Source organism: Staphylococcus sp. LKG3-1, from assembly GCF_048568385.1.
GTDB classification, from domain to species: Bacteria; Bacillota; Bacilli; order Staphylococcales; family Staphylococcaceae; genus Staphylococcus; species Staphylococcus saprophyticus.
The window spans coordinates 1,124,553-1,148,135 of record NZ_CP183796.1; the positions used below are offsets into that span (position 1 = coordinate 1,124,553).

Consider the following 23,583-nt stretch of genomic DNA (forward strand, 5'->3'; position numbering starts at 1 on the left):
TATGCACTCTCATGATTAATCATGTTTAGCACATAACTTATGATCACCAAACAAATGAAATTATTCGGTCGTTATTATTTATATCTTTAATGATTTGTACATCTAAACTTGGATATTTCTCAATAATACGTTGTTTCAATGTTTGTCCTTGATTAAATCCAATTTCAAACACAACTTTCGCATTTGGCAATAATACTTCGGGTAACTGATCTATAATTTTATCATAGATATCATAGCCATTGTTTTTTGCAAAAAGCGCAGTATGTGGTTCATAGTTTAACACTGTATTATCCATAATAAATGCATCATTATCATCAATATATGGCGGATTAGAAATAAGTCCATTTACTTTGATGCCGTGCTCAATCAGTGGCATTAATGTATCACCTTGTAGAAATCTAATTTCTACTTGGTGCATCTTAGCGTTAGCCTTAGCGACAGATAACGCTGAAGTATATAAATCTGTAGCATAAACTTCTAATGAAGGGTTCAATTTTTTTAATGAAATCGGTATATTCCCACTCCCCGTGCCTATATCTACAACACAATCTCCTGAATGAAGTTGATTATAAAAATGAAGCATTACTTCTTCTGTTTCAGGTCTTGGAATAAGACAATGCTTATTCACTTTAAAAACTTCACCATAGAATGTTTGTTTACCTAGGATATATTGTATTGGTTCATCATTTAGCATTCTTTGTGTTGCGTCATCAAATAAGTTTTTATGTTGAAGTGTTACTTCATCATCCATATGCATTAAGTAATTGGCTTTAGACCAATTAAACAAATCCAACATTAACCATTCGGCACGCGTTGATTCAATACCTTGTTCATTGCATTTCACTTTAGCTTGATTTAATAATGTTTTATAATTCACCATTATTTAATTCTTTCAATTTATCAGTTTGTTCCGCTAAAGTTAAAGCATCAATAATTTCATCCAACTTACCTTCCATAATTTGGTCTAATTTTTGTAAAGTTAAACCAATACGATGATCTGTTACACGGCTTTGCGGATAGTTATAGGTTCTGATACGTTCTGAACGATCTCCTGTACCCACTGCTGATTTACGTTGGGCAGCATATTTTTGTTGCTCTTCTTGTAATTTCATATCAAATAAGCGTGCTTTTAATACTTTTAGTGCTTTTTCACGGTTTTGGATTTGCGATTTTTCTGAAGAAGTCGCAATAACACCGGTTGGAATATGTGTAATACGCACAGCTGAATCTGTTGTATTAACGTGCTGACCACCTGCACCACTTGAACGGTATGTGTCAATTTTCAAATCTTCGTTGCGAACTTCTATTTCAACATCTTCTACCTCAGGAAGTACTGCAACTGTAGCTGTTGATGTATGGATACGTCCGCCTGATTCAGTTTCAGGTACACGCTGTACACGGTGTGCACCATTCTCATATTTTAATTTACTAAAAGCACCATTACCAGAAACAGAAAAACTTATTTCTTTATAACCACCATGATCACTTTCGGTAACTTCTACAATATCTGTCTTATAATTTAACGTTTCAGCATATTTGGAATACATTCTAAATAGGTCACCAGCAAAAATTGCCGCCTCATCTCCACCTGCTGCTGCACGAATTTCTACAATAACGTCTTTGTCATCATTAGGATCTTTAGGGATCAATAAGAACTTAAGTTCTTCTTCTAACTTAGGTACTTTATTTTGAAGTGTTTGATGTTCCTCTTTCAACATTTCAATTTCATCATTATCTTTTGTATCACGTAACATTTCTTCTACTTCAGAAATATCTTCTTTTGTTTGTTTATAATCGCGATAAACGTCCACTGTTTTTTGTAATTCTGCCTGCTCTTTAGAATATTTACGTAAATTATCTGGATTATTTACGACATCAGGATCACTTAACATTTCATTTAATTGTTCATATCTTTCTTCTACTATGTCTAATTGATCAAACACTACATTTCCTCCTTCTCAGTATTGCTAGGCGCTACTATATGATGCGCTCTGCATCTGGGTTCATAGCTTTCATTAGCACCAACTAAAATGACTGGGTCGTCGATTTTTGCTGGGTTACCATCAATTAATCTTTGCGTACGACTTGACGATGCACCGCAAACCGCACAAACTGCTTGAAGTTTAGTTACATCCTCACTCACAGCCATCAATTGTGGCATTGGCTCGAAAGGTTGTGCTCTAAAGTCCATATCTAGACCAGCAGTAATGACTCTATGTCCTTTTTCAGCTAACTGTTCAGCTATATGTACAATACCATTTTCAAAAAATTGCACTTCGTCTATTCCAATTACATCTACTTCTGATAAATCGTGCTTTAATATCTCAGCTGCTGTCGAAATATTAATTGCTTCTATAGCATTGCCATTGTGAGAAACAATCTTATCTTTATGATAGCGGTCATCTATAGCTGGTTTAAATACAACTACTTTTTGTTTAGCATAAAGCCCTCGTCTTAATCGACGAATAAGCTCTTCAGATTTGCCACTAAACATACTTCCAGTAATACATTCAATCCACCCGGAATGATAAGTTTCATACATTATGCGTTCCACCTTTTTTCAAAACATAATCGATTCATTATATCATATTTTCCACTACAAAATAGGATATATTTTCAAGTTACTGCGTTAATTTTATGTAACAATTTGGGATATACAAATAGAACTATCGTTAAATTCTCATTGAACTGCCTACTAACAAAACTGATCCACTTTGTTTCAACATTGTATACAAACTTAAATTTAATGCTATACTTGCAGCCAGTATCGTTACTCATAAAATAAAGGAATTTCAACATTGTTTATGATATCTATTTGTGATTAGGAAGTGCTTTTTAACATAAAAAGGCATTCTCATAAAATGAGAATGCCTTATACCAACAATTATTCGTTGCTTGATTTGAATCCGAATTTTTTGTTGAAACGTTCCACACGACCATCCGCCGCAGCGAATTTTTGACGTCCTGTGTAGAATGGATGTGAATCAGATGAAATGTCTAAACGAATAACTGGGTATTCATTACCATCTTCCCATTCCATTGTCTCTGATGATGTTTTAGTTGAACCACTTAAGAATTTAAAATCTGTAGTAGTATCTAAAAAGATAACATTGTGATATTCAGGATGAATATTTTGTCTCATTATTTTCAGCTCCTTTGCCCTGAACCATCTGGAACAGAGTTTTTTGTGAGTTTTTTACCCAATACTTGATAATTATAATGTCTATAAATATAAAACGCAACCCTAAATCTCATATTGGTATTATATCTATGAATCATTTAGTAATTAAATGATTGGTTTACCCGTTTTTGTGCTTTCTTTAGCAGCTTTTTGTAACTGTTCAAAGAATTCTTGGTTATTGTCTGTTCGTTTGAGTTTACGAACAAATCTTTCTGTAAAGTCCGTTGAATCTGTAAACATATTGCGTAATTGCCATAATGAATCCAGTTCTTTGGGATCAATGAGCAATTCTTCTTTACGTGTTGAACTGCGTCCAATATCAATTGCTGGAAATACTCGACGTTCTGCTAATTTACGATCTAAATGTAACTCCATGTTTCCAGTACCTTTAAATTCTTCGTAAATCATGTCATCCATACGCGAACCAGTTTCAACTAAAGCTGTAGCTAATATAGTCATACTGCCACCCGCTTCAATATTTCTTGCTGCACCAAAGAATGCTTTTGGTTTGTGTAAAGATGCTGGATCTAACCCACCAGATAACGTACGACCACTTGGCGGAATAACAAGGTTATAAGCACGTGCCAATCTTGTTATAGAATCCATTAGTATAATGACATCCTTACCAATTTCAACTAAGCGTTTCGCACGTTCTAATAATAATTCTGCAACTTTGACATGGTGTTGAGGTGGCTCATCAAATGTAGAATGAACTACTTCTGCAGTTTCTACAGATCTTTCTATATCAGTAACCTCTTCTGGTCGTTCTCCTACTAATAATACAAATAATTCTGCATCAGGTTTATTCGTTGCAATTGCATTTGCAATTTCTTTTAATAAAGAGGTTTTCCCTGCTTTAGGCGGTGCAACGATAAGTCCACGTTGTCCTAATCCAATTGGCGTGATTAAATCCATGATTCGAGTTGAAAAATTCTGCTTTGTAGTTTCTAACACAATTCTTTCTTCTGGATATAACGGCGTTAACGCCTGGAAATGAGGACGTTTTTTTACTTCTTCTGCATTCTCATCATTAACAAAATCAACCTGTAATAAACCATAATACTTTTCATTATCCTTTGGCTTTCTAACCTTACCAGTCACTTTATCTCCTCGTTTAATTTCAAAACGACGAATTTGACTAGCTGAGATATAGATATCTTTTTCTCCCTTAGAATAATTAACTGTTCTTAAAAAGCCATAACCATCTTGTTGGATATCATCTAGAATGCCTTCCATATAATAGTTACCATCTTTTTCCATTTGCGCTTCCATAATCGCGAGAACAAGTTCTTTTTTATTCAATTTACTATAGTTTGTTAGCTTAAGAGATTTTGCTTTTTGAGTGAGATCTTTTGTAGTGTAATTTTTGTATAACTCGTGGAACGATTCATACTGAGGTGATGTTCGTACTTTTTCAGGCATTATCTTGCACCCATTTCATAAATAAGTTTTTTAAATAACATAGTAACTACGCTACTACTTTTATAACTATAGCAAATTTCCTATTTAATTACAAAATGTATTTCGATATATAAATTATAAAAAGAGAGTAGAACAGAAATCTAATTTCTCTTAAAAAGATTTCATTGTTCTACTCTCATATAGATTCACATTACCTATTAAATTAACTTATTAATTGTAGTAACCTGCAATTGATTTAACTTCTAAGAATTCTTCGATTCCGTAGTCGCCCCATTCACGGCCTATACCAGATTGTTTATAACCACCGAATGGTAAATCAGGTTTACGTCCAGCTTCGTTAATTTCAACTGTACCTGCTTCAATTGAACGTGCTACTTTATGAAGTGTATCTTTATCACTACCATAAACGTAACCAGCTAAACCATATTTTGTATCATTTGCAATTTTGATTGCTTCATCTAAATCATTATATGTGATCACAGACATTACTGGTCCAAATATTTCTTCTTGGGCAATTGTCATGCTGTTATCTACATTATTAAAAATAGTTGGTCTTGCAAAGTAACCTTTGTCTAATCCTTCAGGTTTACCAGGGCCACCATATAATAATTCGGCACCTTCTTCAATACCTTTGTCAATATAGGCTTGTACTTGGTCAAATTGTTTTTTGCTTATAATTGGTCCAACTTGTGTACCTTCTTCTCTAGGGTTACCTACTTTTACTTGACTGAATTTTTCTTTTACAGCTGTTAAAAAGTCTTCTTTTATACTTGCTGGAACGATTGTTCTTGTACCTGCAGTACAAACTTGCCCTGTGTTGAACACTACTTTATTAGCAGCTGCACTTGCTGCACCATCGATATCAGCGTCATCTAAAATAATATAAGGTGATTTACCACCTAGTTCAAGTGATACTTTTTTGAAATCTTCTGCAGCTTTTTTCATAATACTTGAACCTGTTGGGCCAGAACCAGTAAATGACATCATTCTTACTTTTGGATGTTCACTTAATGGATTACCTACACCTTGTCCATCACCATTGACTAAGTTAAATACACCTTTAGGTACACCCACTTTATCAAAAATTTCTGCTAATATAATAGCTGCAAATGGTGTTTCTTCTGAAGGTTTTAATACTACCGGACTACCAGCAGCAAAAGCAGCAGCTAATTTCAATGACGTTTGATTTGTTGGGAAGTTCCATGGTGTAATAAGTCCTGAAACACCGATTGCTTCTTTGACAACTAAATCATCGCCTCGACGTTCTTCAAATTGGAAATCATTTAATGCATCACGTGCTGCTTCAAAATGATCTAAGCCCATTTGATAGTGTACATTTTCCGCTACAGATAGAGGTGCACCTAATTCGTCTGTAATTGCTTGAATTAAGTCTTCTTTTCTATTTTTATATTCTTGTACTATTTGATCTAATAAATCTTGTCTTTCTTTAACTGAAGTGTGTCTGAATTCTAAATATACGTTATCTGCTGCTTCTACAGCTTTTTCCACGTCTTCTTTATTACCTTTAGCAATCGTACCAGCAACTTCTTCTGTTGCAGGATTAATTACTTCAAGTGTTTCTCCACTTGTACTTTCAACCCATTCTCCGTTGATATATTGTTTAATGAAATTTCTCATCAATAATTCACTCCTTAACTTGTGTTGATAATACCATTTTAACCGAGATTTCATTTTTTTAAACATAAGTGCTCACGCCAAATCGTAGCAAACGTTGTTATAAAGCGTTTTCCATTCATTTTATACAATTTTTTTAACCCATTAAATTTCAGCGCCATTTTGTTATTCAGTGAATAACTACATGTACACTCCAATTCATATACAAAAAGAGACCAAGACATCGATTTATGTCTTGGTCTCTTTAAAAATTCAGAGCAATCGAAAATGATTAAATTATACTTCCACTTTAATACGCTACTTTCCAATCACAACTAATAGAATTGATTGTCTTTAGAAATACCTAATTAAGACTGTGTGCTCCATTCTCTTTTAGTAATATTTTGAATTTCGCTTTTACTTTAGAATTTAATTACTATTTATTTTCGAGTTCAATATAATCTTGAGCCCATTTTTCCATTGGCACTAATGCTGCTGCTAAAGCATCACCTTTATCTGTCAGTTGGTAAAGAATATTCATTGGACTGGTAGAAACCACTTTCTTTTCAACTAGTCCCCATTCACTAAGATCCGTTAACTTTATGCTAAGTGCACGTGGTGTAATTGTCTTTAAATCACGTTTCATATCTGAAAAGTGTGCAGACTTTTCCGTACATCTAGATAAATAATTAATAATAAGACCATTCCAACTTCTACCTACTATTTTAAAGGTTTCTTCTAGATAAGGGCAAACTTTCATGGTCATCACCTCAATATCGATTTATTCTATTATCATTTAAACTAAGTACACTTTGGTTACTAAGTATATTTATTATACCACATTTTCTATACTTCTTCAGTCCAAATGTCTGCACCTAAAGATTTTAAAGTACTAACGATATTAGTATAACCACGATAAATATGCTTTACATTATAAATTGTTGTAACACCTTCAGCGAATAAACCAGCTACAATAAGGCAAGCACCTGCACGTAAATCACTAGCATAAACTTCTGCGCCAGTAAGTTTAGATGGCTTAATTGTTGCTGTACCATTATCTGCCGAAATATCTGCACTCATGTTTTTCAATTCATCTACATGTCTAAAACGTGCTGGATAAATCGTTTCGGTAACAAATGATACACCATCAGCCATAAACAATAATGGGGTAATAGGTTGTTGAAGATCGGTAGCAAATCCAGGATATACAAGTGTTTTAATATCAACACTAGCATATGGTGTACTACGTTTGATTACGGCGCTATCATCACCAACTTGAATATCAACACCAAGCTCTTTTAATTTCACTGTTAATGGTTCTACATGCGTTGGAATAATATTATTAATTGTTATATCTTCACCACATGCTGCGGCAATACACATATATGTACCAGCTTCAATTCTATCTGGAATGACCTGATGATGTGAACCGTGTAAATGTTCTACGCCATTAATCTTAATCGTACTTGTGCCAGCGCCTTTGATATCTGCACCTAAGCTTGTTAAGAAATTAGCTACGTCAACTACTTCTGGCTCTTTTGCAGCATTCTCAATGACAGTTTGACCTTCAGCACGAACTGCTGCAAGCATAATATTGATTGTTGCACCAACACTTACAATATCTAAAAAGATATTCGCACCTGTTAATTTGTCAGCCTCTATCTTCATTGATGTAGAACTTGATTCATCAATTTTAGCACCTAAAGCTTTGAAACCTTTAATGTGTTGATCAATGGGTCTCGGTCCTAAAGGACAACCACCTGGTAATCCAATCACACATTTTTTAAACCTACCTAACATAGCGCCCATCATATAATATGAAGCACGTAACGATTCTACTTTATTATTAGGTAATGGTGCATTTTCAATTTCATTTGGATCAACATTTAATGTCATACCATCTAATTCAGTCTTAATATTTAAATCTCCAAGTAAACTTACTAAAGTTTCTACATCAGAGATTTCTGGAAGGCCTTCAATAGTTACTTTGTCTTCAGCCAAAATTGCGGCTGGAATAATTGCTACTGCACTATTTTTAGCACCGTGGTTGTTCACTTCACCTTTTAGTGTTTGACCACCTCTAATTTTAATCACTTCTTGAGCCATTCGTATGTTCTCCTTTGCCTTTCAATCAATATTTCTCTTCCATAACATCATTTGCATTATAAATTAAATTATTACAGTTTGCAAAGCACATCAGTTTATTAAAATTTATTTCATATAAAATAAAGTGTCTTCTCTTGTATATAATTTTTTTACTATTGTTTTCAATTCCCATTATTTACCAATTCAAATCATAATTATAAGGATTTATTATTAAAATTTTATGTTATCCGTGCTTTCCTGATTGCTTTTTTACACAAACCTAACAAATTATAACATAAAAAAGAGAGCGAAGCAGAAATCAAAAAAATGAATTTGATTTCGACGTCTCGCCCTCATAAATCGATACAACATATATAAAGTATCAAAAGTTATTCGTTAACTTATTTTGCTTGGTTAGATGTACCAAACTCTTTAATTTTACCAATAACAGTAGCTTTAATTGCTTCACGTGCAGGTCCTAAATATTTACGAGGATCATACACTTCTTTATCATTGTCTAAAGCTTCACGAACAGCTTTAGCTGAAGCAATTTGGTTTTCTGTATTTACATTGATTTTAGCAGTACCAAAAGTAATTGCTTTTTGGATATCTTTCGTTGGGATTCCTGTACCACCGTGTAATACTAATGGTAATCCTGTAGAAGCACCAATTTCTTCCATTTCTTTAAATCCTAATTTTGGTTCACCTTTATAAGGTCCGTGTACTGAACCTAATGCTGGCGCTAATGTATCGATACCTGTTTTTTCAACAAGTTCTTGACATTCTTTAGGATCTGCATAGATTACGCCGTCAGCAACTACATCATCTTCTTGTCCACCAACAGTACCTAATTCTGCTTCAACTGAAACACCATGTTCATGAGCATATTCTACAACTTTTGAAGTGATTTCAACATTGTCTTCGAATGAACCATGTGAAGCATCAATCATTACTGATGTAAATCCAGCGTCAATTGCTTCTTTACATTTTTCAAAGCTTGAACCGTGGTCTAAGTGAATTGCAACTGGTACAGTAATTTCTTTGTCATGCATTAAACCTTCAACCATTTTAACAACTGTATAGAAACCACTCATGTAACGAGCAGCACCTTCAGATACACCTAAAATTACAGGAGCGTTCTCTTCTTGAGAAGCTTCTAAAATTGCTTGAGTGAATTCTAAGTTATTAAGGTTATATTGACCTACTGCGTAACCATTTTCTTTTGCATCTATTAACATTTCTTTCATTGAAACTAAAGGCATGAAAGTTCCTCCTTGGTGCTTTAAGCACATATTTTTACAATCTAATTATATCAAAGTCGTATACCTTTTGCATTCTTCAATATATTTGTAAGCGTTTTTATTTTATATTTTTATTCTAGATGTATAAAAATCGCCTAAATTTCAAATTTTAATAATCATTTATACCCCATTTTTATATACATACATTTGAACGAAGCACTAAATAAAAAAAGACACACATCTCGACGTAATAGTTCGAGTATGTGTGTCTTAACATATTATTTAGATTGCTGATGGTTCAATGATGCTTCTATAAATGCTTTGAAAATCGGTTGAGGGCGATTAGGTCTTGATAAAAATTCTGGATGGAATTGACATGCAACGAAAAAGTCATTGCTTGGAATTTCTACCATTTCTACTAAACGACCATCTGGACTTGTTCCAGAAAACACCATTCCGTTTGCTTCGAGTTGTTCTCTATATTCATTATTAAATTCATAACGATGACGGTGTCTTTCTTCAATTTCAGTTTCATTATAAATTGAATTTGCTAATGTACCTTCTTTGATATGACATGGGTATAAACCTAAGCGTAGTGTACCGCCTAAATCTTCGATATCTTTCTGTTCTGGTAATAAGTCGATTATAGGATGTGGTGTATTAGGATCTAATTCTGCTGAATGCGCGTCATCTAGTCCAATGACATTTCGAGCAAACTCAACAGTTGCTAATTGCATACCTAAACAAATACCGAAATATGGCACATTATTTTCACGTGCATATTTAATAGCTGATATCTTACCTTCACTTGCACGGAATCCAAATCCACCAGGTACTAATATACCATCAACTTCTGCTAATATTTCAGCAACGTTTTCATCGGTAACTTCACTTGAATCAATCCATTTCACTTCGATATCTTTTTTGAATGGATAGCCAGCGTGTTTTAATGACTCGACAACTGACAAATATGCATCTTGTAAGCTTACATATTTACCTACTAAACCAATTGTTATCTTGCCATCTAAACTGTTAACCGTATCTAATAAATATTGCCACTCATCTAATTGCGTTTCGTATTTTGGATTTAATTCTAAACGCTTAATCACAATATCGTCCATATCTTGTTTACTTAATTGTAAAGGTATCTCATATAATGAATCAGCATCACGACATTCTATAACGCTTGCTTTATCAATATCACAGAATAGCGCAATTTTATCTTTTAAATCTTGAGTAAGTTCATATTCTGTTCTAACAACAATTAAATCTGGTTGGATACCAAGACCTCTTAATTCTTTCACACTATGTTGTGTTGGTTTTGTCTTCATTTCTCCAGCAGCTTTGATATATGGTAACAAAGTACAGTGAACATACATTACATTTTCGCGTCCTAAATCACTACGGATTTGTCTAATTGCTTCAATAAATGGCAATGACTCTATATCCCCTGTTGTACCACCAATTTCAGTAATAACTACATCTGCATTTGTACTTTCCCCAGCTAATAATAAACGCTCTTTTATTTCATTCGTAATGTGCGGGATAACTTGAACTGTACCACCTAAATAATCACCACGACGCTCTTTTTTTAAGACATGAGAATAAACTTTCCCAGCCGTTACATTTGAATATTTATTTAAATTTATATCAATAAATCTCTCATAATGTCCTAAGTCTAAGTCAGTTTCAGCACCATCGTCTGTCACAAAAACTTCACCATGTTGATATGGACTCATTGTGCCTGGGTCAACATTTAAGTATGGATCAAATTTTTGAATCGTGACTTTTAATCCTCTATCTTTTAATAATCTTCCTAAAGATGCTGCCGTGATACCTTTACCCAATGAAGAAACAACTCCACCAGTTACAAAAATGAATTTTGTCATGTTCTGCCTCCTATGATTAAAACCGTATTTTCTTACAATACGTTTTGATTCGTATCAAATCTCCAAATTAGTTGCTAAATTTTGTGATACAACATTTACATATTTAAATGCTTCATCATTATATGTATTAATTGTCGTAACAAGTACTTTCAAAATATAAAATACTATAAAACTGATATATTATTTAAAACAAAAAAATCGCTCCCTCTCACATGGTTGTAAGGGGGAGCGTATAATATTTATACACGTCGTCCTAATTAAAGGAGCCCGAATAAAATTTTATCATGTTCACGAAAAAAGTCAATTAAATCTCAAAGAATTATTCTTCTGTTTCTTCTTCGTCTTCAAATTCTTCTTCTTCATCTTCTTCGTCTAAATCTTCATCATCTTCATCGATAACGATATCTGTTTCATTAAGATCTTCATCAACATCGTCATCTTCTGGATCTTCTGGATCATTCAAAGTCTCTTGGTCATCTGTAACTGCTGGAATATCATCATCATCATCAGCCTCATCTTCACCAAGTAATTTTAAGTTTTTATCTTCTTCATCATCGTCGTCCAGAATATCAAATTTTTGAATCGTAGGCGCAATTTTTTCTTCAATATCTGCAACTGAATACCAATCACGTAATCCCCAAATATTTTCACCAACATTTAAAAAACGACCATCTGTGTTTAAATCTGTATAGAATTGAACAATTCTATTTTCGATTTCGTCGTCTTCATAATGTCCAAGTGCTTTAAATTCATCAATAATATCATATAAGTTCATTGTGTCATTTTTTTCATTTAATAACGTATATGCCATATCGATAAATGATTTCTCATCAACCATTTCTTTTGTGTAATCTTGAATTCTCATTATTTATTCTTCCTTTCAAAGGCGTTTATCCAAATCAGTACTAAGTTTAACATAAGTAATAATAACAAATGTAAATTATAAATGACAATTCCTGATTTCGCAATCGCATTTAGTAATTTATATATTTTTCAAAGACAATATAATCATCTGCGGCATCTATTTCAACAAAATTACTGTTTATACATAACGGTTTTAATTCATTATTTTCACCATACAAAGTGATTGTCAATAACTTTACACTATCAAAATGTTTACGTACATATGTAGATAATTGTCTCAATGCGCTTTCAGCAATACCATGGTGCCGTTCTTCTTTGTTAACTTCAACCGAAGAGATATTCATTCGATCTTCATGTCTTTCAATAGCAATAAATCCCACTTTATTATCATCTTTAATTAAATCAATGATATGAATATTGAATGGTTGTTCTTCTGTGTTCGGTTTTAATTTTAAAGAAGAGACATGTTTAGAATCTAGATCAAGGTAATATAACCTTTCTTTTCCAATAGGTCCTTCTTCTTTTGTAGCTGCATGCATAAAGCCCGCACGTTCATAAACATTCCAAGCGCCTTTATTTTCAGCGTCGACCACTAAATATAAATGGTTAAAATTTGGAAAAAGTGTCTGTACATACCTAGGCAGATACATCATCATTTTCGTACCATAGCCATAACCTTGAAAATCTTCATTGACTGATAAGGATCTCACATATATAACTTGATTTGGCGTGTCATATCCTTCATGTTGATAATACTGATGCAGTACAAAGAAGCCAACAACTTCACCTTCATCATTTAGTGCAATATTTGGAATTCTATCTTCATCAATGATCGCATCATCCAATACATCTTTAGGTAATGATGAATAAATTTGCTGTCTTTCACTTAATTTGAAATCATATAAAGATTGTCTATATTTTTCTTCATAAACTTGTACCGTAATATTTTCAAAATTTTCCTTTATAAACATGTTTTAATCCCCTATTAAAAACGTAGTCGTTATTTATTCATACCACTTCTGAATCAAATCAACCTATAAATTTACATATAATTTAGAAACATACCTAATTAATTAACAGCCTTAATTGTGAACTATTCTATCAATCCTATTAAATTCATATTTGATTTTCCTTCATTTTATTATACTATAAGTTATAATGGAAATTTTTATTAGGGGGAATACAGATGAAGATAGGTGTCGATGCTGGTGGCACGCTCATTAAAATTGTTCAAGAAAAAAACGGTGAACGAACATACAGCACAAGATTAACTACTGAAATTGAGGAAGTCATTCAATGGTTAAATCAACAAGATTGTAACAACATTAATCTGACGGGTGGGCAAGCTGCCATGATTAATGAACAACTCAATTGTGAATCTCGTGTATTTGTTGAATTTGATGCTGCAGCTAAAGGGCTAGAAATTCTATTAGAAGAACAAGGTCACTTCTTAGATGATTATATTTTCACTAATGTTGGTACTGGTACTTCACTTCATTTTTCAAATGGCAAAGCGCAAAAGCGTGTAGGCGGAATAGGCACCGGTGGCGGTATGATACAAGGCCTTGGATACCTACTCACAGGTATCAGTAACTATAAACAGTTAACTGATACAGCTCAAAATGGTAACCGTGATATTATAGATTTAAAGGTAAAACATATATATAAAGATAGTGAGCCTCCTATTTCTGGCGATTTAACTGCAGCTAACTTTGGTAATGTGCTACATCATTTAGATGAATCATTTACAGATGCAGATAAATTGGCTTCTGTAATTGCAGTCGTCGGTGAAGTCATTTCGACAATGTCAATTACTGTCGCAAGAGAACATAATACAAAAAATGTTGCCTATATCGGTTCTTCCTTCCACAATAACGATTTATTAAAGGAGGTGGTCAAAGACTATACTGTTTTACGTGGGTGTGAACCTTATTATATTGAGCATGGTGCATTTTCTGGTGCTCTAGGTTCTATACATTTATAATGCTTATATTCATTAAATTATATAATGTATAGACTGCTCATTAAGCACGTTTATCTGCCACAATGTGACATATTAAAAACAGGACATTATATGAGTTATCTAAATGAAAAATGATTTTGTAGGATTTTATACAATCATACTGAATGGGTATAAACAAAAAACAGTAATTTCTAGTTTAAAACACTAGAAATTACTGTTTTATTTATAAATATGAAATTGAATAATACAGATACTAATCATGTAACTGTTTAAAATAAGCAGTTGGACTTTACACCAATTGTTTAAATTGACAAAAAGCCTAGACGCCTAATTATGTTCCAGACTTTTTGACATTATCTATTTATGACTCAATCTCTTTATTTCAACTAGTTATTACTCCAAACAAATCTATAACTATTTCGATACGATAAAATTTGTGCTCTAAATTATAAATATTATAAATACATAACTCATAAACAGCTATATTGTTGATAACCTTTAATTAAAATGTTAACTGGTCAATTACTTTTTGAGCAGGCACAACGGTTCCGACTACGCCTGACTTCAAGTCTATTGCAACTGCATGGTCATCATCACGTAACGTATCTAACCATTCAGCAAATACTTCCCCTTCAATCTCAATAATTTCACATTCTTCAAAATCTTGATTTCTCACCTTTTCAGCTCTATTTTTAATACTCCATACAGGCATAATATGTGGTTTTTGGTGTGCTTCATCACTGATCATGATAAATTGTTTTTCATTCTTATTAGTTAATCCAAACACAGCATCTTCTTTAGCAACATCTTTAACAAATTCTTTCAATCTAATACTATCCAAATCAGACATCAATTCATTTGAAGCTGCAACGATACGAACGCGTTCACCATCTTTATGTGAAGTTGGGTTCATCAATACCTCATCATCTTCATCAAAAATATCGTCAATTTCATAAGTTACAAAACGATCAATATCAACCGTTTTTACTTTGTCATATTCAATTTGCTCTTTATTTAAATAACTTTCTGCTGTTGCTTTATCTGTCCAAGCACATATTACATTTTGTTCAGATATTTCTTGTCTAATCAAATGCTTTGATTTAGTTCCGACATAAAAAACTTCATTTATTAAAATATCTTGAAAAAATGAACTTTCTTTGTAAGACATATTTTCACCTTCAATTCATTTATAATAATTACTTATATTTAAAATATAAATGACTGTATGTTTCTAGTCAATCAACGAATGTTCCTTATAAATTTAGAAAGTATTAACAGGAATCAAATTTTTTAATAAAAATTAAAGAATAAAAGTCATTCTCTTCCTTGGCTAATATTCTAATCGTATACATAACCACTACGCATTCGCATAAAATATATCAATAGTACTTTGGATCGCTGGTAGTAATTCACATCTATTGTCCAATTAAAAAATCTGAGACACCTATTTATGTCCCAGACACTTTACATTTTTAGCTTTTAAATTATTATCTACTGAGTAGAACCACTAATTTTAATTCCACATTTTATTTTTCTTGAATCTCTTTTAGAAATTGTTGCTCCAATGTATCAACCGTAGCTTTGTTTTCAGCATGCCATATACAACCAAATCTAGATTGCACCGTATCATTTTCAAACCATTCACCATCATAATAAGAAAGTGGAAATAATACGCCCAGTCGCACATATTTCAAAATTGTCGCAAAAAATTGTTCGTTATCACCAGGCGAAATATAACTATAAAATTTATGATAGCCTTGTTGAAGTATAGGCTCTAACAACAACATACTTGTCGAACCATTTTGTCTAAAATTCAAATCAATCGCATATACATCATTTTTGTCGTCTAATAACAAGTCAAAGCCCGCTACGCCAAAGTAACCTTTAGATACCCCAATTTCCATGATTTCTCTACCAGCTTCTATCACGTGTTTAGGTACATCCGGCGCATTTTCATTTCCACTATAATGGCCGTAAGCATCTGTGAGTTGAGCTGAAGTACCTATATATCGTATGCCTTCATTTTCAGAATATGCAAATTGTACACAATAATTAGCAATCGCTTCTATCTTTTGCTCTATAATCATTGTGTCTGTTTCTGATTGAGCTTGAGCAATTCGTGTTTTTGCTTTTGTTAAATCTTCTTCTGAATAACAAATCATTACACCATACCCGCCAGCAGTTGGTAAGTCATCCCCAGGTTTTAATACAAATGGGAACGACCATTCAGACACCGCCGCCTCAAAATCTTCAATGTTTACAACTTCTCGACGGGGAAGGAATTGATTGTTCGTCCATTCAGGAATTCTTGCTTTATTATTTAATGCAACAAAGATATCTTTATCTAGTGCATAATGCGCTTTAGTTAATATATCTTCACCATGAATATATTGAAAATAAATTTTCTTATTCTCTTCTTGCGCTAACACTTTTAAAGTTTGTTCATAACTTTGTTGATCGTTGAATTGAATGATATTTGTAGGCATTGTTTTCCCTACCGCTTCAAATAACTGCTTTAATTTATCAGTGACGCTCGCTTCATGAACGATTACTGGCATATGATTAGCAATTATCAGCTCTCTACCTGTTAAAAAATTCGATTGGTGTTCTTCAGGTTCCAGCCATGGATTTGAAATATAAGACGGTCTAGAAGTATAGACAACGCGAGAATCGTAAAGATCACTAAGTGTTAATTTGGGTCTATGAGAGCGTTCTTTAGTCATTTTTTATGCCCCTTTATAAATTGATGTTGTTCAATAATCTCATCAAACAACGCTTGATTCGTTAATAATTCTAATCCCATAAGCGAGAGAATCTTAGCACCTCTAATTAACGCTTGGTCCCCATGGGTACTTGCTGCAGCCTCTCTAAATCTATGCGTATGACCTACTAAATTACGTGATCCAATTTTAATATGTGGATGTATCGTTGGTACAACATGACTCACATTTCCCGTGTCAGTAGAGCCATAACCAAAATCATCATCAATGACAGCTTCACCCATTTCTGTTGCATATTTAGCAAATAAATCATCTAGTTTTGAAGATTTTATAAACTCGTTCACGCCATTTTGTATAGGTCCAAATTCATAATCACATCCAGTTTGCAATGCCGCACCTTTAGCTATTTGACCAACTCGTTCAGTTAAAATGTCTAACTCATGGCGACTTGTTGCTCTAGTATAGAATCTCGCATGTGTAAAATCAGGTATAATATTGGCTGCTTGTCCACCATCCAATATAACGCCATGGACACGTTGACTACTTTTTATATGCTGACGTAATTGCGCAACCCCATTAAAATATGAAATCATTGCATCAAGTGCATTTTTCGCTTCATCTGCATTTTCAGATGCATGCGCACTTTTACCAAAAAATTTAACATCTAGTACATCTACAGCCAAAGTATTGATTGTTCTGTATGTTTCATTACCAGGATGCACCATTAAGGCGATATCTAAATCATCAATAATACCTTCTTTAACATAAGTCGCTTTAGCACTACCGTTTTCTCCACCTTCTTCTGCAGGGCAGCCTAATACAATTACTTTTCCGCCGACTTTATCAATGACTTGCTTTAAGGCTATACCCGCAAATGTACTAGCGGTACCAATAATATTATGACCACACGCGTGACCTAACCTTGGCAATGCATCATATTCGGCCAAGTAACCTATAGTTGGTCCCGTTTGTCCTGAATCATAACTTGCTATAAAGCCAGTCGCATGTCCTGCTATATTTGTTTCGACTTCAAAACCATGTTGCGTTAACGTTTCCGTTAACGTTCTAGATGCAAATATCTCCTCATTACCTAATTCAGGTCTTTGATGAATTTGATGGCTCATTTCTAAATATTTATACTTTTCATTTTCTATATAGTCCAATACAATTTGTTTATTCTCCATAATTCAACACGGCCTCCTAAATTACTTGGCATTATGTTTATACTCAATTTATAAAATAAATCAAATGCAATAAGTAATTTATTAAATAACACAACATATGATTCATAATGCACAAAATATGATTTAATTATTACTTATTCTATCGGGTTTATTGAATTCTGTCATTCATTTTCTGAAATTTATAAAAATAACTTTCATACGCCTTTATACCACATTTCAAAAATTGTAAATCCTCTTTTAACTTGTTACAATTAATTTAAGTTATATATGAGGAGGATACACCATGCCAAAAATGAACGTAGAAAGTTTTAATTTAGATCATACAATCGTTGTAGCACCTTTTGTGAGATTAGCAGGGAAAATGGAAGGCGCTAACGGTGATGTAATTCATAAATATGATATCCGCTTTAAACAACCAAACAAAGAGCATATGGATATGCCTGGGTTACATTCATTAGAACATTTAATGGCAGAAAATATTAGAAATCATTCAGATAAAGTCGTTGATATTAGTCCAATGGGTTGCCAAACAGGATTTTACGTTTCATTTATCAATCATGATGACTATGAAGATGTGTTAAATATTATCGAAGCAACAATTAAAGATGTATTAAATGCTAAAGAAGTGCCAGCATGTAATGAAGTTCAATGTGGTTGGGCTGCTAGCCATTCATTAGAAGGCGCCAAAGAAATAGCCCAAACATTCTTAGACAAAAAAGCTGAATGGCATGATATCTATGGTGAAGCACAATAATTTATAATGTGAGTTAGCATTTTATAAATATATAAAATAAGAGAGCACAGCGTCATTTCAAACGCATGTGCTCTCTTATTTTAGTTTAGTAAGTTATAATTTTTTGATTAATTTCATCATCACAAATTGCAATGGAATACGTCCGTATAAAGCCCATTTCGGAAGTTGTTGACCAGCAATTGGAATTTGTTTGCGCGCCATATAAATATTCGCTGGTAAGACCGCCCATAAAAACGCTATGAGTGCATTTTTTTGACCCTTAGTAGGTTGTTTCATTAATAATATGACACCAAACACGATTTCCATAACGCCTGTGATTAACACAGCTGCTTTTCGAAATGGTAAGTACGCTGGTACAATACGTCTAAATTGTTCTTCATCTTTAAAATGGAGTACCCCTGCAACACTAAAGACAATTCCAAATAGCATTCTTAAAATACGCATTACTTTTCAACACCCATTTCTTTCAAATAGCTTTTGCCAAATTCAGGTAATTTCACACCAAAATTATCAGCAATCGTTGCACCTAAAGAACTAAATGTGCTGTCTATCGTTAGCTCATGATAGTCACTCATTTTAGGACTAAACATAAGTACAGGAATGTATTCTCTAGTATGATCCGTACCATCTGCAGTTGGATCATTACCATGGTCTGCTGTAATAATAACTAAATCTTCTTCTTGTAAGTGATTCATAAGTTCAGGTAAACGTTCATCAAAATCTTTAATCGCTTGTGCATATCCTGGTTTATCACGACGATGGCCATAAAGGGCATCGAAATCAACAAGATTTAAAAAGCTTAACCCATTAAAGTCACGTTGCACAGTTTCAATTAATTTATCCATACCATCCATGTTATCTTTGGTACGTATCGATTCAGTCACACCTTCACCGTCAAATATATCATTAATTTTACCAAGGGCAATGACATCATAACCATTATCTTTTAATTCATTCATTACTGTTCTACCAAATGGTTTTAATGCATAGTCATGTCTATTAGAAGTTCGTTTAAATGAACCTGGCTCTCCAATATACGGTCTAGCAATGATTCTGCCTATTAAATATTTAGGATCCTTGGTTAATTCTCTTACTTTTTCACAGATGTCATATAGTTCCTCTAAAGGAATAATATCTTCATGAGCTGCAATTTGAAGTACTGGGTCTGCAGAAGTATAGACAATTAGATCACCCGTCTTCATCTGATGTTCGCCCCATTCATCTATGATTTGCGTACCGGATGCAGGACGATTGGCTACAACTTTACGTCCTGTTAACGTTTCGATTTCATTAACCAGTTCTTCTGGAAAGCCTTCTGGATAGACCTTAAATGGTTGCATGATATTTAGCCCCATAATCTCCCAATGGCCAGTCATGGTATCTTTGCCGACTGAAGCTTCACTCATTTTTGTGTAAAAAGCTTGTGGTTCCGCTTCTTTATCAATAACCGGAAGAGGTTCAATATTACCTAAACCTAATTTTTGTAAGTTAGGTAATGACTGTTCAAATCCTTCGAGCGTATGCTTTAAAGTGTGACTGCCTTCATCATCAAAAGCTTTTGCATCAGGTCCTTCTCCAATACCAACAGAGTCCATGACAATTAAATGAACTCGTTTAAATGGTGTAGTCATAATATTCCTCTCCTATTCAGTAATTATTTTATGAATCAATGTTGGTTCATTACCAGTGTCACTAATCGTAATACTTTGCAATAGTTTATCTTTTACGTTATCAATTTGTTCTTGATTGCTGTGGATTGTTAACAAAGCCTCTCCTTTGTTGACGCTATCTCCAACCTTTTTATGCAATACGAGACCCACACTTAAATCTATTTCGTCTTCTTTAGTTTGTCTGCCTGCACCTAACATCATAGAAGCTACACCGACTTCATTTGCAATAATTTCAGTTACAATGCCTTCACTTTGTGCGGGTAGTTCAATTTGATATTTGGCTTGTGGTAATTTTGATACATCGTCTACAACAGAACCATCGCCATCTTGGTTTTCTAAAAATGTTCTGAAACTTTCTAACGCTGAACCATCTTGAATTGCTTGTTCTAGCATTTTACGTGCTTCATCAAGATTTTGAGCTTTTCCACCGACGACTACCATCTGTGAACCTAGCGTCATAACTAACTCTGTTAAGTCTTCTGGTCCATTACCTTGCAACGTTTCAATCGCTTCTTTAACTTCTAAAGCATTACCTATTGCATTGCCAAGTGGTTGGCCCATATCCGAAATAATTGCCATTGTATTTCTACCTACATTATTACCGATACGAACCATGGCATGCGCTAATGCTTCTGCATCTTCTAACGTTTTCATAAATGCGCCATTACCGGTTTTAACATCTAATACAATTGCATCCGCGCCAGCAGCAATTTTTTTACTCATTATAGACGATGCAATCAGTGGAATTGAATTCACCGTACCGGTAACATCACGAAGTCCATATAGTTTTTTATCAGCGGGTGTTAAATTCCCAGTTTGACCAATGACTGCAACTTTCGCCTCATTAACCAATTTAACAAATTGTTCTTCGCTAATTTCAACATGGAAACCTTCAACTGATTCTAATTTATCAATGGTACCACCAGTATGGCCTAGTCCGCGACCACTCATTTTCGCTACTGACACACCTACCGCAGCCACTAATGGTGCAAGTACTAGTGTCGTCGTATCACCAACTCCACCCGTTGAGTGCTTATCCACTTTAACCCCATTAATATTAGATAAATCAATGACATCACCTGAATTAACCATCGCCATCGTCAAGGCAGCTCGTTCATCATCATTCATATCTTGAAAATAAATCGCCATCGCTAAACTAGAAGCTTGATAGTCAGGAATATCTCCATTTGTATATCCATCAATAAAGTATTCAATTTCTTGTTTCGTTAGCGCTTGACCATCACGTTTTTTTTCAATAATATCTACCATTCTCATATGAGTTGGCCTCCCCTATTTTTCAAGTCAATACATAACTATATTCAGACAAGATTTCAGTTATTTATTAATAATCTGAGTCACTTTCTAAACCTTGTACAATTTCAACGCCTGCACTAGCGCCAATACGTGTGGCACCTGCTTCAAGCATATGATTGAAGTCTTCAAGATTTCTAACGCCACCAGAAGCTTTGACTTCTAAATCATCGCCCACTGTATCTTTCATTAACTTAACATCTTCAGGTGTAGCACCACCACCAGCAAATCCTGTTGATGTTTTAACAAAATCAGCACCAGCTACCTTGCTTAATTCGCTTGCTTTGACTTTTTCCTCATCAGTTAATAAGCATGTTTCAATAATAACTTTAACTGTTTTACCGTTCGCTGCACCTACGACACCTTCGATATCTTTTTGAACGTCTTCAAAGCGTCCATCTTTTAAAGCACCAATATTAATTACCATATCTACTTCTGATGCACCTTTATTAATAGCATCTTCTGTTTCAAATATTTTTGTTTCAGTCGTTGATGCTCCTAATGGAAAACCTATAACTGTACATACTAATACATCTGAACCCTTAAGTTGTTCAGCAGCATATTTTACATGTGTTGGATTAATACAAATCGATTTAAAATTAAACGCTTTCGCTTCCTCGATAATTTTATCTATTTGATTTCTCGTAGATTCCGGTTTAAGTAATGTGTGGTCTATATATTTTGCGTAATTCATATTAAATCCTCCTATTATTTTGTTTATTAGCATATGGTGTTTTAACCCACTCATAATTATATAGTAAAATTTAACATATATGTTTATAAACATTCTCTCTTTACCTCTATACTACAAAAATTCGCAAAAATAATAAACAAATGTTATCTTTAATTTGATAAAGAATTTAAAGGAGAAGATGATTATGACAAAAGCAACACCTCATATTCAACCTAATGGGAAAAAAATAGCTAAAACCGTATTAATGCCAGGGGATCCACTTCGTGCAAAATATATTGCGGATAACTATTTAGAAAACGTTGAACAATTTAACGAAGTACGTAATATGTTTGGTTATACAGGTACATATAATGGTAAAGAAGTATCTGTAATGGGATCAGGTATGGGCGTTCCAAGTATTGGTATCTATTCGTATGAACTATACAATTTCTTTGATGTAGACACAATCATCCGTATCGGCTCATGCGGTGCTTTACAAAAAAACGTTAACTTATATGATGTGATTATTGCACAAGGTGCTTCTACGAATTCTAGTTATGTGGAGCAATACAACATTCCTGGTCATTTTGCACCATTAGCAGATTTTGAATTAATATTAAAAGCTAAACAAAAAGCAGATGATATCGGTGCTACGACACATGTTGGCAATATCTTATCTTCTGATACGTTCTATAATGCCGACCCTACATTCAATGAACAATGGCAACGCATGGGTGTCTTAGGTATTGAAATGGAGTCTGCAGCACTATATTTAAACGCTACTTATGCAAATAAAAAAGCTTTAGGCATATTTACAGTAAGCGATCATATCTTACGTGATGAAGCGACAACTGCTGAAGAACGCCAAAACTCTTTCACTCAAATGATGGAAATAGCATTAGAAATTGCTGAATAACATTTTCTTTAGGTTTCAGATTGATATGTAAATAAGTACATATAGAGCTAGTGTGCTAATTCATAACACTCAGCTAACATTTTTTATAAAGAAAGA

The 23,583-nt window shown here is 33.6% G+C and carries 22 protein-coding genes; 3 read left to right on the forward strand and 19 right to left on the reverse strand.

The annotated features are described in order from the left end of the window. Positions 1-43: 43 nt before the first annotated feature. The 12 genes from prmC to ACM595_RS05690 all read right to left on the reverse strand — a co-directional run bounded on the left by prmC (position 44) and on the right by ACM595_RS05690 (position 13,267). Positions 44-880 carry a peptide chain release factor N(5)-glutamine methyltransferase gene (gene prmC, locus ACM595_RS05635; protein WP_002482714.1) on the reverse strand — a complete coding sequence of 279 codons (837 nt, stop codon included), beginning with the start codon at positions 878-880 and terminating at the stop codon, positions 44-46. Beyond that, positions 867-1,943, reverse strand: a complete 1,077-nt coding sequence (gene prfA / locus ACM595_RS05640; RefSeq protein ID WP_002482713.1) for a peptide chain release factor 1 — start codon at positions 1,941-1,943, stop codon at positions 867-869. Before prfA ends, prmC begins: the two co-directional genes overlap by 14 nt. After that, on the reverse strand, positions 1,943-2,542 hold the full coding sequence (locus ACM595_RS05645) for a thymidine kinase (protein ID WP_011302669.1): 600 nt from the start codon (positions 2,540-2,542) through the stop codon (positions 1,943-1,945). Before ACM595_RS05645 ends, prfA begins: the two co-directional genes overlap by 1 nt. Before the next feature lie 342 nt (positions 2,543-2,884). Then, positions 2,885-3,142 carry a type B 50S ribosomal protein L31 gene (locus ACM595_RS05650; RefSeq protein ID WP_002482711.1) on the reverse strand — a complete coding sequence of 86 codons (258 nt, stop codon included), beginning with the start codon at positions 3,140-3,142 and terminating at the stop codon, positions 2,885-2,887. A gap of 144 nt (positions 3,143-3,286) precedes the next feature. After that, positions 3,287-4,603, reverse strand: a complete 1,317-nt coding sequence (rho, locus tag ACM595_RS05655) for a transcription termination factor Rho (RefSeq protein ID WP_037538023.1) — start codon at positions 4,601-4,603, stop codon at positions 3,287-3,289. 210 nt (positions 4,604-4,813) lie between these two features. Continuing rightward, positions 4,814-6,241, reverse strand: coding sequence for an aldehyde dehydrogenase family protein (locus tag ACM595_RS05660; RefSeq protein WP_002482709.1), 1,428 nt, complete (start codon positions 6,239-6,241; stop codon positions 4,814-4,816). Positions 6,242-6,653: 412 nt separating this feature from the next. After that, complete coding sequence (locus ACM595_RS05665) at positions 6,654-6,977, reverse strand: winged helix-turn-helix transcriptional regulator (protein ID WP_011302666.1); 324 nt, start codon at positions 6,975-6,977, stop codon at positions 6,654-6,656. 86 nt (positions 6,978-7,063) lie between these two features. After that, positions 7,064-8,323: a UDP-N-acetylglucosamine 1-carboxyvinyltransferase gene (locus tag ACM595_RS05670; protein WP_419744472.1), complete on the reverse strand. Its 1,260-nt coding sequence runs from the start codon at positions 8,321-8,323 to the stop codon at positions 7,064-7,066. Between the two features lie 380 nt (positions 8,324-8,703). Beyond that, entirely contained in the window at positions 8,704-9,564 is an 861-nt protein-coding gene (gene fdaB / locus ACM595_RS05675) for a class IIb fructose-bisphosphate aldolase FdaB (protein ID WP_002482706.1), read from the reverse strand. A gap of 257 nt (positions 9,565-9,821) precedes the next feature. Continuing rightward, complete coding sequence (locus ACM595_RS05680) at positions 9,822-11,432, reverse strand: CTP synthase (RefSeq protein ID WP_002482705.1); 1,611 nt, start codon at positions 11,430-11,432, stop codon at positions 9,822-9,824. Between the two features lie 319 nt (positions 11,433-11,751). Further along, on the reverse strand, positions 11,752-12,297 hold the full coding sequence (gene rpoE / locus ACM595_RS05685; protein ID WP_002482704.1) for a DNA-directed RNA polymerase subunit delta: 546 nt from the start codon (positions 12,295-12,297) through the stop codon (positions 11,752-11,754). Positions 12,298-12,406: 109 nt separating this feature from the next. Then, positions 12,407-13,267 carry a GNAT family N-acetyltransferase gene (locus tag ACM595_RS05690; RefSeq protein WP_002482703.1) on the reverse strand — a complete coding sequence of 287 codons (861 nt, stop codon included), beginning with the start codon at positions 13,265-13,267 and terminating at the stop codon, positions 12,407-12,409. 215 nt (positions 13,268-13,482) lie between these two features. On the opposite strand from ACM595_RS05690, the gene coaW reads away from it, so the two are divergent. Then, positions 13,483-14,280 (forward strand): type II pantothenate kinase, encoded by a 798-nt coding sequence (gene coaW / locus ACM595_RS05695; protein WP_002482702.1) that lies wholly within the window; start codon positions 13,483-13,485, stop codon positions 14,278-14,280. 481 nt (positions 14,281-14,761) lie between these two features. Here coaW and ACM595_RS05700 read toward each other — a convergent pair whose 3' ends face one another. From ACM595_RS05700 to ACM595_RS05710, 3 genes are all read right to left on the reverse strand, one after another. Next, positions 14,762-15,427, reverse strand: coding sequence for a DUF2750 domain-containing protein (locus ACM595_RS05700; protein WP_037538021.1), 666 nt, complete (start codon positions 15,425-15,427; stop codon positions 14,762-14,764). Between the two features lie 358 nt (positions 15,428-15,785). Beyond that, a complete protein-coding gene (gene ldmS / locus ACM595_RS05705; protein ID WP_037538019.1) occupies positions 15,786-16,982 on the reverse strand; it encodes an L-aspartate--L-methionine ligase LdmS in 1,197 nt (398 codons plus the stop codon). Next, entirely contained in the window at positions 16,979-18,163 is a 1,185-nt protein-coding gene (locus ACM595_RS05710) for a M20 family metallopeptidase (RefSeq protein ID WP_002482699.1), read from the reverse strand. The genes ldmS and ACM595_RS05710 overlap by 4 nt, the downstream gene beginning before the upstream one ends. Before the next feature lie 283 nt (positions 18,164-18,446). Between ACM595_RS05710 and ACM595_RS05715 the strand changes: the two genes are divergently transcribed. Beyond that, on the forward strand, positions 18,447-18,917 hold the full coding sequence (locus ACM595_RS05715) for an S-ribosylhomocysteine lyase (protein WP_115338426.1): 471 nt from the start codon (positions 18,447-18,449) through the stop codon (positions 18,915-18,917). A gap of 93 nt (positions 18,918-19,010) precedes the next feature. Here the strand turns inward: ACM595_RS05715 and ACM595_RS05720 are convergent, their stop codons facing one another. The 4 genes from ACM595_RS05720 to deoC all read right to left on the reverse strand — a co-directional run bounded on the left by ACM595_RS05720 (position 19,011) and on the right by deoC (position 22,592). Then, positions 19,011-19,361, reverse strand: a complete 351-nt coding sequence (locus ACM595_RS05720) for a hypothetical protein (RefSeq protein WP_002482697.1) — start codon at positions 19,359-19,361, stop codon at positions 19,011-19,013. Then, positions 19,361-20,548 carry a phosphopentomutase gene (gene deoB / locus ACM595_RS05725; protein WP_069821671.1) on the reverse strand — a complete coding sequence of 396 codons (1,188 nt, stop codon included), beginning with the start codon at positions 20,546-20,548 and terminating at the stop codon, positions 19,361-19,363. Before deoB ends, ACM595_RS05720 begins: the two co-directional genes overlap by 1 nt. A gap of 12 nt (positions 20,549-20,560) precedes the next feature. Continuing rightward, complete coding sequence (locus tag ACM595_RS05730) at positions 20,561-21,862, reverse strand: pyrimidine-nucleoside phosphorylase (protein ID WP_115338425.1); 1,302 nt, start codon at positions 21,860-21,862, stop codon at positions 20,561-20,563. Positions 21,863-21,929: 67 nt separating this feature from the next. Continuing rightward, the gene (gene deoC / locus ACM595_RS05735) at positions 21,930-22,592 is read right to left on the reverse strand and encodes a deoxyribose-phosphate aldolase (RefSeq protein WP_002482694.1); all 663 of its coding nucleotides are present in this window, start codon (positions 22,590-22,592) and stop codon (positions 21,930-21,932) included. A 184-nt stretch (positions 22,593-22,776) separates the two neighbouring features. Between deoC and deoD the strand changes: the two genes are divergently transcribed. Continuing rightward, positions 22,777-23,487 (forward strand): purine-nucleoside phosphorylase, encoded by a 711-nt coding sequence (gene deoD, locus ACM595_RS05740; RefSeq protein WP_419744473.1) that lies wholly within the window; start codon positions 22,777-22,779, stop codon positions 23,485-23,487. Positions 23,488-23,583: the final 96 nt, after the last annotated feature.